The sequence below is a fragment of the Salmonella sp. SAL00653 genome (assembly GCF_046552515.1).
Lineage (GTDB): Bacteria > Pseudomonadota > Gammaproteobacteria > Enterobacterales > Enterobacteriaceae > Salmonella > Salmonella enterica.
This window is the reverse complement of the sequence record NZ_JBGDTY010000014.1, coordinates 77,360-90,796: the sequence shown is the minus strand read 5'-3', so window position 1 is coordinate 90,796 and position 13,437 is coordinate 77,360. Positions and strand designations below refer to the sequence as shown.

Here is a 13,437-nt window from a genome sequence, read left to right as displayed (position 1 = left end):
CACGGCAAAGGGCGTTTTCATAGCTGGATCACGAAAGCCATTATTATCCTTTGCCTTCAAACCAAAAATATTATGAAGATAAACAAAAGATATCGGAGCCAGAAGTGAAAGAAATAATTGCTCGTCATAAAGCAGGAGAACATCTGGGCATCTGTTCAGTTTGTTCTGCTCATCCCCTGGTTATCGAATCAGCTCTGCTTTTCGATCTCAATACTGACAACAAGGTATTGATTGAAGCCACATCCAATCAGGTTAATCAGTTTGGCGGTTATACCGGCATGAAACCGGCTGACTTTCGTGATTTTGTCTATGGCATCGCCCAGGAAGTGGGTTTTCCACGAGAACGGCTTATTTTAGGCGGCGATCACCTGGGACCTAACTGCTGGCAAAACGAACCTGCGGATACGGCGATGGAAAAATCCGTCGAACTCATTAAGGCTTACGTCGCTGCCGGGTTTAGCAAAATCCATCTTGATGCCTCTATGTCCTGCGCTGACGACCCGACGCCGCTGGACCCAATGGTTGTCGCTAAACGCGCCGCCCTGCTTTGCCAGGCAGCGGAAACGACGGCGACCGACGAACAAAAACGCCATTTAACCTATGTTATCGGCACTGAAGTCCCGGTTCCGGGCGGAGAAGCCAGCGCCATTAACGCCGTACATGTTACCCGCGAACAGGATGCGGCCCGCACGCTGCAAACGCATCAGGCTGCTTTTCGCGCCCTGGGGCTGGATGAGGCATTGAACCGGGTTATCGCGATTGTCGTACAGCCGGGCGTTGAATTTGATCATACCCAGATTATCCACTATCAGCCGCAGGCGGCACAGGCGCTCTCCGCATGGATAAAAGAAACGCCGATGGTCTATGAAGCGCATTCGACTGATTATCAGACGCGACAGGCCTACCGTGCGCTGGTACGCGATCATTACGCCATTCTGAAGGTCGGCCCGGCGCTCACTTTCGCGCTGCGCGAAACCATTTTCGCACTTGCGCAAATGGAAAACGAGCTGATCTCCCCGGAACAACGTAGTCGGGTACTGGAGGTCATTGATGAAGTTATGCTAAACGAACCGGGCTACTGGAAAAAATACTACCGTCCAACCTGGAGCCAGGCGATGGTCGACATCCACTTTAGTTTGTCTGACCGTATTCGCTATTACTGGCCGCACCCGCGTATTCGTCAAAGCGTAGAGAAGTTAATCGCCAATCTGAACAACGTCACATTGCCGCTGGGATTAATTAGCCAGTTTATGCCCGTACAGTTTGAACGCCTGTCTGAGGGCGTGCTCACCCCTACGCCGCATAACCTGATTATTGACAAAATTCAGGATGTTCTGCGCGCTTATCGCTTCGGTTGCACGCCGGATGTCGCCTGAATAATGGAGAATTTATGAGCCAACTATTTGTCCGAACCGGAATCACATTCGACTCGAGCCAACAGGCGCTGGCGCACATTGGCAAAGAGATGCTGGCGAAAGGCGTGGTACATGATAGTTATCCGCAGGCGCTGGTGGAACGTGAAGCGTCTTTTCCTACCGGCATTGCGCTGGAGCGTCACGCCGTCGCTATCCCTCATTGCGAGGCGGTTCATGCGAAATCACCCGCTATCTATCTGATTCGTCCAGATAAGCCGGTCATGTTTCAACAGGCGGATGATGACGAAGAGATTGCCGTTTCGTTAATCATCGCCTTAATCGTTGAAAACCCGGCGGCACAGCTAAAACTTCTGCGCCGCCTGTTTAGTGAGCTACAGAACCCAAGCACCCTCGATGCCCTGTTAAGCGCGCCGGATGCCGAACTGGCGATACGCTTTCAGGAAACCATCCTTGAGCCTGAGCAGTGCGTCCAGGTTTGATAATAAATTGATAATAATGAGGAATACCCTATGAAACGTAAAGTAATTGTGGCCTGTGGCGGTGCGGTTGCAACCTCAACGATGGCTGCGGAAGAAATTAAAGAGCTATGTGATGCCAACCATATTGAGCTCGACTTAGTGCAATGCCGGGTCACCGAAATCGAAACCTATATGGACGGCGCCGATCTTATCTGTACCACTGCCAGGGTCGATCGCGCCTTCGGCGATATTCCCGTCGTTCACGGTATGCCTTTTGTTTCCGGCGTGGGTATTGAAGCATTACAGCAAAAAATTCTGTCCATTCTCATGGGGTAACGTATGTTTAGCGAAATAATGCGTTATATCCTCGACTTAGGCCCAACGGTGATGTTGCCTCTGGTGATCATCGTGTTCTCTAAACTGCTGGGAATGAAGCTTGGGGATTGTTTTAAATCGGGTTTGCATATTGGTATCGGCTTCGTGGGTATTGGTCTGGTCATCGGCCTGATGCTGGATTCTATCGGCCCCGCGGCGAAAGCCATGGCGGAACATTTCCAAATCAATCTCCACGTTATTGACGTCGGCTGGCCGGGTTCATCGCCCATGACCAGGGCGTCACAAATCGCGCTGGTCGCGATCCCTGTCGCCATCGGGGTTAACGTCCTGATGCTAGTGACCCGCATGACCCGCGTGGTGAATGTCGATATCTGGAATATCTGGCACATGACCTTCACGGGCGCCATGCTGCATCTGGCGACCGGTTCATACTGGCTGGGGATTCTGGGCGTTGTGGTTCATGCCGCCTTTGTCTACAAACTGGGGGACTGGTTTGCCAAAGATACCCGCGACTATTTTGGCCTCGAGGGGATTGCTATCCCACACGGCTCATCCGCGTACCTGGGCCCCGTGGCGGTGCTCGTTGATACCATTATCGAAAAAATTCCGGGCCTCAATCGTATTCACTTTAGCGCAGATGATGTCCAGAAACGCTTCGGACCGTTTGGCGAGCCGGTGACTGTCGGCTTCGTGATGGGGCTGGTGATTGGTGTACTGGCAGGCTACGACGCTAAAGCCGTTCTGCAACTGGCGGTCAAAACTGCAGCGGTGATGCTGCTTATGCCACGCGTCATTAAACCTATTATGGATGGCCTAACGCCTATCGCGAAACATGCGCGTAAACGTCTACAGGCCAAATTTGGCGGGCAGGAGTTCCTGATAGGCCTTGATCCAGCGCTACTGCTCGGTCATACCTCTGTTGTCTCTGCGAGTCTGATATTCATTCCGCTGACCATCCTGATTGCCGTCTTAGTACCGGGGAACCAGGTGCTGCCGTTCGGCGACCTCGCCACCATCGGTTTCTTTATTGCGATGGCGGTTGCGGTACACCAGGGCAACCTGTTCCGCACGCTGATTTCAGGTGTCATTATTATGGGTATCACCCTGTGGATAGCCACCCAGACGATTGGCCTGCATACCCAACTGGCTGCCAATGCCGGAGCGCTAAAAGCAGGCGGACAAGTCGCCTCGCTGGATCAGGGCGGTTCCCCCATCACCTGGCTGCTGATTCAACTTTTTACCTGGCAGAATATCGTCGGCTTCGCCGTCATTGCCATTATCTATCTGGCCGGCGTACTGCTGACCTGGCGTCGCGCCCGACAGTTTGTCGCGGCTGAGAAAGCCACGGCGCTACAGCAAAGTCAAATCGCCTCTTAATTTTAGGGGAGCAATCGCTCCCCTCACCTTCCTGGAGAATGTTATGAAATCAGTGGTTATTCACGCTGAGGGAGACGTGCGCGTTGAAGAACGTCCCTTACCACAACTGCAAGCCGAGGACGATGTGTTGGTCAAGGTCGTTAGCTCAGGGCTTTGCGGGTCGGATATCCCGCGTATTTTCGCGCAGGGCGCCCATTATTATCCTATTACGTTAGGCCATGAATTCAGCGGCTACGTTGAATCCTACGGCACAGGCGTAACGGATATGCAGCCCGGCGATGCCGTCGCTTGTGTCCCGCTTCTTCCCTGCTTTCACTGTCCGCAATGCGAACGCGGTTACTTTTCTTTATGCAAACAGTATCAGTTTGTAGGATCGCGCAGCGAAGGCGGTAATGCGGAATATGTGGTGGTCAAACGGGCCAATCTTTTCCGCTTGCCGTCTGATATGCCGATTGAAGATGGCGCGTTTATCGAACCGATTACCGTGGGCTTACACGCCTTTCATCTGGCGCAGGGCTGCGAGGGGAAAAACGTAATTATCGTCGGGGCCGGGACAATTGGCCTGCTGGCCTTACAGTGCGCGCGGGAACTGGGCGCGCGAAGCGTAACGGCGATTGATATCAATCCGCAGAAACTGGAACTGGCGAAAGCGCTCGGCGCAACGCATACCTGTAATAGCCGGGAAATGACCGCCGACGACATCCAGACCGCGTTGTCCGACATTCAGTTTGATCAACTGGTTCTCGAAACGGCAGGAACTCCCCAGACCGTCTCGCTGGCTATCGATATCGCCGGGCCGCGAGCGCAACTGGCGCTGGTGGGGACGTTACATCACGATCTCACCCTGACGACGCGCACATTCGGGTTAATTTTGCGTAAAGAGCTCACGCTCCTCGGCAGTTGGATGAACTACTCCACGCCATGGCCAGGAGAAGAATGGGAAACCGCAGCGCGCCTGTTAGCTGAAAAACGTCTTCAACTGACCCCTCTCATTGCCCACCGCGGCGATGCGGAAAGCTTTGCAGAAGCAGTCAAAGCGCTTAATGGCGCGCCCATGCAGGGCAAAATCTTACTTCAACTTTCCTGATGGTACGAGCCAGCAACCTGCGCTGGCTCACATTTCCTTTCGAAATTTAGCGTTCACCTTTCGCAATCCTTCGTTTAAACTAGTTACAGTTAATTATCAGGCAAATCAATATGAACTCATTTGAGCGAAGAAATAAAATTGTCGACCTGATTAATACGCAAGGCAGCGTGCTAGTGATGGACCTTTCAAATACCTTTGGTATTTCTGAAGTGACTATCCGTGCTGACCTGCGTCTGCTGGAAGAGAAAGGCCTTGTCACCCGTTTTCATGGCGGCGCGGCAAAACCGGGAAGTCATCTGGCGGAAGGCGACAATCAGGAAGTCATTCTGGAAGATCGGTATCAACTCGCCAGCGATCCGAAAAAGCGGATTGCCCAAGCGGCTGCGGCAATGGTTGAAGAAGGAATGACCATCATTCTGGATAGCGGGAGCACAACATTACTGATTGCGGAAGCGCTCGCGCGAAAAAGCAATATTACGGTGATCACTAACAGCTTGCCTGCCGCTTTTACGCTATCAGAAAATAAAGATCTCACGCTGGTGGTCTGCGGCGGTACGGTACGGCATAAAACCCACTCAATGCACGGCACGATTGCGGAACGATCGCTACACGGCATCAGCGCCGATGTCATGTTTGTCGGGGCGGATGGTATTGATGCGACAAACGGTATTACCACGTTTAACGAAGGTTATTCCATTAGCGGCGTCATGGCGGCGGCGGCACACAAAGTTATCGCGGTACTGGACGCGACCAAATTTAACCGTCGCGGCTTTAACCAGGTATTGCCGATGGACAAGATCGACTGTGTGATAACCGATGACACCATCAGCAAACAGGATAAAGCGGCATTAGCGAAAACAGGCGTGGAATTAATGATCGTCTAAAAAGGAGTCGGTTATGCGTTGCTGATCGCGAGAGTAAGCCCGAAGGAAAGGTCCGGCCCGCTATCACCGCCCAATGCCCCCATCACTTTACCCACATCAATCACCTGATTGAGTATTAACGCGATGGCGATAAAAGGCGGTTCCCGGGCGCTCGCTTTTATTCTTCCTGCTGCTCCAGCGCATACTTATACAGCGCATTTTTCTTCACGCCGTGAATTTCTGCTGCCAGCGCCGCCGCTTTTTTCAGCGGCAGTTCTGCCTGTAGCAGCGCCAGCGTGCGCAGCGCGTCGGCGGGCAGGTCGTCTTCTTGCGCTTTATGGCCTTCGACAATCAGCACCATTTCGCCTTTGCGACGGTTTTCATCCTCTTTCACCCACGCCAGCAGCTCGCCGACCGGCGCGCCGTGAATGGTTTCCCAGGTTTTGGTCAGCTCACGCGCCAGCACCACATAACGGGATTCTCCCAATACCGCGACGATATCTTCCAGGCTATCTAACAGGCGGTGGGTTGACTCATAAAAAATCAGCGTTCGCGGTTCCGTTTCAATGGCTTTTAGCGCATCACGGCGGCCTTTGGATTTCGCCGGTAAAAAGCCTTCATAGCAGAAACGGTCAGATGGCAGGCCAGCGGCGCTCAGGGCGGTAATCGCCGCACATGGCCCCGGTAGCGGCACCACGCGAATCCCCGCTTCACGGCAGGTACGCACCAGGTGGTAGCCCGGATCGTTAATCAGCGGCGTACCGGCGTCGGAAACCAGCGCAATGTTCTGCCCTTCTTTTAGCTTCGCGACCAGCGTTTCCGCTTTTTGTTGTTCGTTATGGTCGTGCAGCGCGAACAACCGGGCATTAATCCCAAAATGTTGCAGCAATAAACCGGTGTGACGAGTATCCTCGGCGGCAATCAGATCTACAGCCTGTAACACCTCCAACGCACGCTGGGTAATATCCGCCAGATTACCGATAGGAGTAGGTACAATAAAGAGTTGGCCCTGAGAATTATCCGCCGATTCGTTTTGTTTCATTGTGTCGTCCGTATTGCCGATTTAATATTGAGCATTGCGTAAAAAAATATCACTGGATACAGTATGGTACCCTCAACATTTTCTCGTTTGAACGCCGCACGCGCGCTGCCTGTCGTCCTGGCTGCGCTACTTTTCGCCGGGTGCGGCACCCAGGCGCCAGATCAAAGCGCAGCCTATATGCAGGGTTCAGCGCAAGCTGACTCCGCCTTTTACCTGCATCAGATGCAGCAAAGCGCAGATGATAGCAAGACCAACTGGCAATTACTCGCCATTCATGCACTGCTGAAAGAAGGAAAAAGCCAGCAGGCCGTCGAGTTGTTCAACCAACTCCCGCAAAATCTGAACGATACCCAGCGTCGCGAACAGTCTTTATTAGCGGTAGAAATCAAACTGGCGCAAAAAGATGTCGCAGGCGCGCAGGCCTTGCTGGATAAACTAAAACCCGCCGACTTTGCGCCACATCAGCAAGCGCGTTACTGGCAGGCGCAGATCGTTGCCAGCCAGGGACGCCCGTCGCTTACCTTGTTGCGGGCGTTAATCGCCCAGGAACCGCTACTGGCGGCGAAAGATAAACAAAAAAATATCGACGCCACCTGGCAGGCGCTCTCCGCCATGACGCCGGATCAGGCCAGGACGCTGGTTATCAACGCCGATGAAAATGTGCTTCAGGGCTGGCTGGATCTGCAACGCGTCTGGTTTGACAACCGCAACGATCCAGACATGCTGAAAGCCGGGATCGCCGACTGGCAAAAACGCTACCCGCAAAATCCGGGGGCGAAAATGCTGCCGACGCAGCTCGTCAATGTGCAACGTTTTAAACCAGCTTCCACCAGCAAAATCGCTCTGCTGCTGCCGCTGAACGGTCAGGCTGCCGTGTTTGGCCGTACCATCCAGCAAGGTTTCGAAGCCGCGAAAAACCTCGGCACCCAGGCGGTGGAGATGCAGCCTGCCGCCGCTCCTGACGCGCCGGTCGAACCTGGCGTGGAGGAGACGCAACCACAAATGACCAACGGCGTCGCCAGTCCGTCGCAGGCCTCGGTGAGCGATCTGACTGATGACGCTCCAGCCCAGTCCGCTACGCCAGTCAGCGCGCCACAGACTCCCCCTGCTACAGCAAGCGCGCCGGCGGATCCCTCCGCTGAATTAAAAATCTATGATACCTCTTCCCAGCCGTTGGATCAGGTGCTTGCTCAGGTTCAGCAAGACGGCGCCAGTATCGTGGTCGGGCCGCTGTTGAAAAACAATGTGGAAGCGCTGATGAAAAGCAACACGCCGCTCAACGTGCTGGCGCTCAACCAGCCGGAAACGGTACGTAGCTTCCCTAATATCTGCTATTTCGCGCTCTCTCCAGAAGATGAAGCCCGTGATGCGGCGCATCATATTTATGACCAGGGCAAGCAGTCGCCGCTGCTGTTGATCCCACGCAGCACGCTTGGCGATCGCGTGGCGAACGCCTTCACCCAGGAGTGGCAAAAACTGGGCGGCGACATCGTGTTACAGCAAAAATTCGGCTCCGTAGCTGAGCTGAAAATGGGCGTGAACGGCGGCGCGGGTATCGCGTTGACGGGCAGCCCGGTCGCCGCCAGCGTGCCTGCGCAGCCTGGCGTCACCATTGGCGATCTGACCATCCCTGCGCCGCCGACCGACGCGCAAATCACCGGCGGCGGACGCGTAGACGCGGTCTATATTCTGGCTACGCCGGAAGAGATTGGCTTTATCAAACCGATGATCGCCATGCGTAACGGCACCCAGAGCGGCGCGACGCTGTATGCCAGCTCTCGCAGCGCGCAAGGCACCTCCGGCCCCGACTTCCGTCTGGAAATGGAGGGTTTACAATACAGTGAAATTCCTATGCTGGCAGGCGGCAATACGCCGTTGATGCAGCAGGCGCTGAGTGCTGTACATAACGACTATTCTCTGGCGCGGATGTACGCCATGGGCGTGGATGCCTGGACGCTGGCGAACCACTTTTCGCAGATGCGTCAGGTGCAGGGATTTGAGATCAATGGTAATACCGGCGCATTAACCGCCAGCCCGGATTGTGTGATTAACAGGAAGTTATCATGGCTCAAATACCAGCAAGGGGAGATTGTTCCCGCCAGCTAACGCGTAAACAGGCTGGCGACGCGTGGGAAGCTGCCGCGCGTCGCTGGCTGGAAAGCAAAGGACTGCGGTTTATCGCCGCCAACGTGCGCGAGCGCGGCGGCGAAATCGATCTGATCATGCGCGACGGAAAAACGACGGTTTTTGTTGAGGTCCGCTATCGGCGCTCCGGGCTTTATGGCGGCGCGGCGGCTAGTGTGACCCGCAGCAAGCAACACAAATTATTACATACTGCCCGCTTGTGGCTCGCCCGCCAGAATGGGAGTTTTGATACTGTGGATTGTCGGTTCGATGTGTTAGCCTTCACCGGAAATGAGATTGAGTGGTTTCGGGATGCGTTTAACGACCACTCATAATTGAAGATTTTAAGGATTAGCGTGCTCGAAAGAATCAAAGTTTGCTTTACAGAAAGCATTCAAACTCAAATTGCTGCGGCGGAAGCGCTTCCGGATGCCATTTCCCGCGCCGCCATGACGCTGGTTCATTCCCTGCTTAACGGCAACAAAATCCTCTGTTGTGGAAACGGGACGTCCGCGGCCAACGCACAGCATTTTGCTGCCAGCATGATTAACCGCTTTGAAACGGAGCGACCCAGTTTACCCGCCATTGCACTAAATACCGATAATGTGGTCTTAACTGCGATCGCTAACGATCGCCTGCACGATGAAGTTTATGCAAAACAAGTCCGGGCGCTGGGACATGCAGGCGATGTTTTATTGGCGATCTCTACGCGTGGTAATAGTCGCGATATCGTAAAAGCCGTTGAAGCAGCCGTCACACGTGACATGACCATTGTGGCGCTAACCGGGTATGACGGGGGCGAGCTGGCCGGACTATTAGGGCCGCAGGATGTTGAAATTCGTATCCCTTCACACCACAGCGCGCGCATTCAGGAAATGCATATGCTGACGGTAAACTGCCTGTGCGATTTGATCGATAACACGCTTTTTCCTCACCAGGATGATTAAGGAGTACACATGAAGGCATTTTCGCCGCTCGCAGTCCTTATTTCTGCGTTGCTATTGCAAGGTTGCGTCGCCGCCGCGGTAGTGGGTACGGCAGCCGTCGGCACCAAAGCCGCAACCGACCCGCGTAGCGTGGGCACCCAGGTGGATGACGGAACGCTGGAACTGCGTGTCAGCAGCGCGCTGTCGAAAGATGAGCAAATCAAAAAAGAGACGCGCATCAATGTCACGGCTTATCAGGGCAAAGTTTTGTTAGTGGGCCAGTCGCCAAACAGCGAACTCTCCGCACGCGCGAAACAGATAGCGATGGGCGTTGAAGGCACCACCGAGGTCTATAACGAGATTCGCCAGGGTCAGCCTATCGGCCTGGGGACCGCCTCTAACGATACCTGGATCACCACGAAAGTTCGCTCACAGCTACTGACCAGCGATCAGGTAAAATCGTCAAACGTGAAAGTCACCACCGAAAATGGCGAAGTGTTCCTGCTGGGCCTGGTGACTGAACGTGAAGGTAAAGCGGCAGCGGACATCGCCAGCCGGGTGAGCGGCGTGAAACGCGTGACTACCGCCTTTACGTATATTAAGTAACCGGTGTGCCGGGTGGCGATAAAAATGTGTAAACCGCGTCGCCATCCGGTAAATCATCCGGCTTCGCTACCCCGCTTTTTCCCGCAGTTGCGATGAGGTCAGAATCGTCACGCCTTCTTGTGCTGGCGCCAGCGCTTCCGCCAGCATGGCCCGCGCCACATCCCGCGCATCAATCGATTTCCAGTTTCCTGGCAACAGCCGAAATAGCGGAGCGAAAAGCGTTTCATTCACCCGCCGCGTTGTTCTGTCGCCGAGCAGCATAGAAGGCCGGGCAATCGTCAAACGAGGCCAATTTTGCGCGATTAACGCCTCCTCCATTTCTCCTTTCACCCGATTGTAGAAAAACGGAGAGTGCGCGTTTGCTCCCATTGCGCTGACCACCAACATGTGCTGCGCGCCCAGTCGACGCCCGGTCAGCGCGGTATCAACCACCAGCGTATAATCCGCATGAATAAACGCCGCTTTACTTCCCGCTTCACGCCGGGTCGTGCCCAGGCAGCAAAAAACAATATCCACCGGGTCGGTCACCTGAGCTAACGCGTCGGTAAGCTGCGGATCGTGAGGGTTATAAACGCCGACAATATCCGTCAGCGGGCGACGCGTCGGCGCAGCGATAGCGCTCACCTGCGGCGTGTTGATTAACATTCTCAGCAGATGTCCGCCGACCAGTCCGGTCGCGCCGGTAATCAGTACCTGACTCATCCTCGCTCCTTTACAGATTTGTCCACCTTGCACTCTCGGCCCTATCGACCAAGCTTAATAGTCTACGAGGTAAGTATCCATCATTGTGGAAAATTTGCCTTACCCGACGCCACCACTGCGGAGGAAACGCATGAGTAAGAAAATTGCCGTTTTGATTACCGATGAATTTGAAGATTCAGAATTTACCTCGCCGGCAGCAGAATTCCGTCAGGCCGGCCATGAGGTCATCACCATCGAAAAAGAGGCGGGTAAAACGGTGAAAGGAAAAAAAGGCGAGGCCAGCGTCACCATTGATAAGGCTATTGATGACGTTCGTCCCGACGAGTTCGACGCCTTGCTATTGCCGGGAGGTCATTCGCCGGACTACCTGCGCGGCGACAGCCGTTTCGTGGATTTTACCCGCGATTTCGTTAACAGCGGTAAACCGGTTTTTGCCATTTGCCACGGCCCACAGTTGTTGATCAGCGCCGATGTCATTCGTGGCCGCAAACTCACGGCGGTGAAACCGATTATTATCGATGTGAAGAATGCGGGCGCGGAATTTTACGATCAGGAAGTCGTCGTCGATAAAGATCAGCTGGTGACCAGCCGCACGCCTGACGACCTGCCGGCATTTAACCGCGAGGCGCTACGCCTGCTGGGCGCGTGAGTCGCGTAACCAGTGCAGTTTTTTACCAAACCCCAGCGTGTTGTCGGTGAATTTAATTTCATCCAGCCGGATTTCCCATACCGGCGCTGGCAGCACCCTGGCGACCGGGAAGCGACGAAGGTAAGCTTTACGCACGGCGTCGCTCTCCTGCCCCTCCAGACGGCGAATTTCCCCTTTAAATTGTACGCCGCGAATGCGCGCCACCGTTTTCGGCTGACCATTGACCGTTCCCGCAACTGGCGCGCACGCGCCAGACATTTGCGCATGGCGGGTTTTATCATCCGTTAACAGATACAGCGCGACGTTTTGCGCATCAAACAAATAAAACGCATTGGCGCACCACAGCTCTCCCTCATGGTGTACGCACCAGGTCACCACGTGTTGTTTCGCCAGCCAACGGCCAATAGCGGTAAGTGTGTCCATCTTTATTCTCGCTTATACTGGGAACCTGAAAATTATCATGCTGATGGCGACAATGACACCCTGGTATCTGTATCTGATTCGTACTGCAGACAATGCGCTTTACACCGGAATAACCACCGATGTGGCGCGTCGTTACAGGCAGCATCAAACGGGAAAAGGCGCAAAAGCATTACGGGGAAAAGGCGAGTTAACGCTGGCGTTTGCGGCGCAGGTTGGCGATCGCTCGCTGGCCCTGCGCATAGAGTATCGCATCAAACAGCTCACAAAGCGCCAGAAAGAGCGCCTTGTGACGGAACGCGAAGCGTTTGAGGCGCTGCTGTCCAGCCTGCAAACGCCGGTGCTTAAAAACGATTGAAGTGGTCGTGATACTCCACCAGCCCCGTCACGCCCTCCAGCGCATCCTCAGCCAAACGGTGTACCTGGAAAGCGCTTTCCGTACCGGGCCAACGGCAGTGAAGATCGTAATGTGCGGCCAGTTCAAAACCGAAGCGGCTATATAACGCCGGATCGCCCAGCGTCACGACCGCCGCGTAGCCGAACTCGTTGAGCGAATCCAGCCCTTCATACACTAACTGGCGCGCCAGCCCTTGCCCGCGATACTTTTCATCGACCGCCAGCGGCGCCATGCCAACCCACTGTAAATCTTCGCCCTGCACATCAACCGGACTAAAGGCGACATAGCCCACCACCTGGCCTTCATCATCCGTGGCCACCAGTCCGAGCGTCAGAAAACCATCTTCACGCAAATCGTGAACCAGCTTCGCTTCCGCATCGCTTTCGAATGAACGGCGTAACAGCGCATCAATACCAGGCGCATCAATGGGAATTTCTACTCGAATTAGCATGGTTCACCTACCGAGGTCTGTTTGGTTTCCGGCGAGTTTTTCATACCCGCCTCAACAAAATCCGCCAGTTGCAGCAGCATAACGCGTAACGCTTTCGGCATCTGCTCCAGTTCGATGGCGTCCATCAGATTCTTCACATACAACCCTAACTCAGTATCGCCTTCAATGACCAGTCGACGCTGGAAAAAGAGCGTATCCGGGTCCTGTTTACGGGCAGCTATCATTAGCAGATCGCTGGCGTCGGCGCTAAAACTGACGTCGGCATCCGCCTGCTGGCTAACGATCAATTTTTCATTTTCAACCGTGGTATACCATTTTAAGTCGATGTCACGAACATGAATGCTTAACCAACGACCTTCGAGGAATTCCAGCTCTCCATCGGCCAGCGCCTGACGAAACTGCCAGCTCAGAACCTGTTCCAGAACCTGGCGCTTTAGCGCAAAGGGCGTCAGTTTAACCGGTACACTCATCAGAGACGGGCCAGCATGGACTAAGCGTGAACGCAGTTTATCTAACACGAGCTTTACTCCCTGTTTCAATAGTCCTGTTATTTTGCCATATCCAATAAATCACATGGCGGCGTAAATCAACAATTGGGTCTGATTTTCTACCCCATTATTGGT

The 13,437-nt window shown here is 54.2% G+C and carries 17 protein-coding genes; 12 read left to right on the top strand and 5 right to left on the bottom strand.

What is annotated here, in order from left to right; all coding sequences use genetic code 11:
- The first annotated feature begins 104 nt into the window (after positions 1-104).
- The 6 genes from gatZ to ACLJRU_RS16435 all read left to right on the top strand — a co-directional run bounded on the left by gatZ (position 105) and on the right by ACLJRU_RS16435 (position 5,518).
- Positions 105-1,376, top strand: a complete 1,272-nt coding sequence (gene gatZ, locus ACLJRU_RS16460; protein WP_023235314.1) for a tagatose-bisphosphate aldolase subunit GatZ — start codon at positions 105-107, stop codon at positions 1,374-1,376.
- A 14-nt stretch (positions 1,377-1,390) separates the two neighbouring features.
- Entirely contained in the window at positions 1,391-1,855 is a 465-nt protein-coding gene (gatA, locus tag ACLJRU_RS16455) for a PTS galactitol transporter subunit IIA (RefSeq protein ID WP_000080445.1), read from the top strand.
- Between the two features lie 30 nt (positions 1,856-1,885).
- Positions 1,886-2,170 carry a PTS galactitol transporter subunit IIB gene (gatB, locus tag ACLJRU_RS16450; RefSeq protein ID WP_000824293.1) on the top strand — a complete coding sequence of 95 codons (285 nt, stop codon included), beginning with the start codon at positions 1,886-1,888 and terminating at the stop codon, positions 2,168-2,170.
- 3 nt (positions 2,171-2,173) lie between these two features.
- Entirely contained in the window at positions 2,174-3,547 is a 1,374-nt protein-coding gene (locus ACLJRU_RS16445; RefSeq protein ID WP_001540956.1) for a galactitol-specific PTS transporter subunit IIC, read from the top strand.
- A 43-nt stretch (positions 3,548-3,590) separates the two neighbouring features.
- The gene (gene gatD / locus ACLJRU_RS16440; protein WP_038394042.1) at positions 3,591-4,634 is read left to right on the top strand and encodes a galactitol-1-phosphate 5-dehydrogenase; all 1,044 of its coding nucleotides are present in this window, start codon (positions 3,591-3,593) and stop codon (positions 4,632-4,634) included.
- 110 nt (positions 4,635-4,744) lie between these two features.
- Positions 4,745-5,518, top strand: coding sequence for a DeoR/GlpR family DNA-binding transcription regulator (locus ACLJRU_RS16435; RefSeq protein WP_001083899.1), 774 nt, complete (start codon positions 4,745-4,747; stop codon positions 5,516-5,518).
- A 157-nt stretch (positions 5,519-5,675) separates the two neighbouring features.
- On the opposite strand, the gene rsmI is transcribed toward ACLJRU_RS16435, so the two are convergent.
- Positions 5,676-6,539, bottom strand: coding sequence for a 16S rRNA (cytidine(1402)-2'-O)-methyltransferase (gene rsmI, locus ACLJRU_RS16430; RefSeq protein ID WP_000812295.1), 864 nt, complete (start codon positions 6,537-6,539; stop codon positions 5,676-5,678).
- A 63-nt stretch (positions 6,540-6,602) separates the two neighbouring features.
- Here rsmI and ACLJRU_RS16425 point away from each other — a divergent pair, with 63 nt between their 5' ends.
- From ACLJRU_RS16425 to dolP, 4 genes are read left to right on the top strand one after another with little or no spacing between them, the layout of a single operon-like run.
- Complete coding sequence (locus ACLJRU_RS16425; protein ID WP_001540957.1) at positions 6,603-8,645, top strand: penicillin-binding protein activator; 2,043 nt, start codon at positions 6,603-6,605, stop codon at positions 8,643-8,645.
- Positions 8,603-8,998 carry a YraN family protein gene (locus tag ACLJRU_RS16420; RefSeq protein ID WP_000057285.1) on the top strand — a complete coding sequence of 132 codons (396 nt, stop codon included), beginning with the start codon at positions 8,603-8,605 and terminating at the stop codon, positions 8,996-8,998. The genes ACLJRU_RS16425 and ACLJRU_RS16420 overlap by 43 nt, the downstream gene beginning before the upstream one ends.
- Positions 8,999-9,019: 21 nt before the next feature.
- Positions 9,020-9,610, top strand: a complete 591-nt coding sequence (gene diaA / locus ACLJRU_RS16415; protein ID WP_000893481.1) for a DnaA initiator-associating protein DiaA — start codon at positions 9,020-9,022, stop codon at positions 9,608-9,610.
- 9 nt (positions 9,611-9,619) lie between these two features.
- The gene (gene dolP, locus ACLJRU_RS16410) at positions 9,620-10,195 is read left to right on the top strand and encodes a division/outer membrane stress-associated lipid-binding lipoprotein (protein WP_000643280.1); all 576 of its coding nucleotides are present in this window, start codon (positions 9,620-9,622) and stop codon (positions 10,193-10,195) included.
- 66 nt (positions 10,196-10,261) lie between these two features.
- Here the strand turns inward: dolP and ACLJRU_RS16405 are convergent, their stop codons facing one another.
- On the bottom strand, positions 10,262-10,897 hold the full coding sequence (locus ACLJRU_RS16405; protein ID WP_001517952.1) for an NAD(P)H-binding protein: 636 nt from the start codon (positions 10,895-10,897) through the stop codon (positions 10,262-10,264).
- 130 nt (positions 10,898-11,027) lie between these two features.
- On the opposite strand from ACLJRU_RS16405, the gene yhbO reads away from it, so the two are divergent.
- Entirely contained in the window at positions 11,028-11,546 is a 519-nt protein-coding gene (gene yhbO, locus ACLJRU_RS16400; RefSeq protein WP_000037599.1) for a protein/nucleic acid deglycase, read from the top strand.
- Here the strand turns inward: yhbO and ACLJRU_RS16395 are convergent.
- Positions 11,526-11,969 (bottom strand): YhbP family protein, encoded by a 444-nt coding sequence (locus ACLJRU_RS16395; RefSeq protein ID WP_000380405.1) that lies wholly within the window; start codon positions 11,967-11,969, stop codon positions 11,526-11,528. The genes yhbO and ACLJRU_RS16395 overlap by 21 nt on opposite strands.
- A gap of 37 nt (positions 11,970-12,006) precedes the next feature.
- On the opposite strand from ACLJRU_RS16395, the gene ACLJRU_RS16390 reads away from it, so the two are divergent.
- On the top strand, positions 12,007-12,324 hold the full coding sequence (locus ACLJRU_RS16390; RefSeq protein ID WP_000928379.1) for a GIY-YIG nuclease family protein: 318 nt from the start codon (positions 12,007-12,009) through the stop codon (positions 12,322-12,324).
- Here the strand turns inward: ACLJRU_RS16390 and ACLJRU_RS16385 are convergent.
- Entirely contained in the window at positions 12,311-12,814 is a 504-nt protein-coding gene (locus tag ACLJRU_RS16385) for a GNAT family N-acetyltransferase (protein ID WP_000908562.1), read from the bottom strand. The two genes, ACLJRU_RS16390 and ACLJRU_RS16385, sit on opposite strands and share 14 nt — an antisense overlap.
- Positions 12,808-13,332 (bottom strand): SCP2 domain-containing protein, encoded by a 525-nt coding sequence (locus ACLJRU_RS16380; RefSeq protein WP_000884721.1) that lies wholly within the window; start codon positions 13,330-13,332, stop codon positions 12,808-12,810. Before ACLJRU_RS16380 ends, ACLJRU_RS16385 begins: the two co-directional genes overlap by 7 nt.
- Positions 13,333-13,437: the final 105 nt, after the last annotated feature.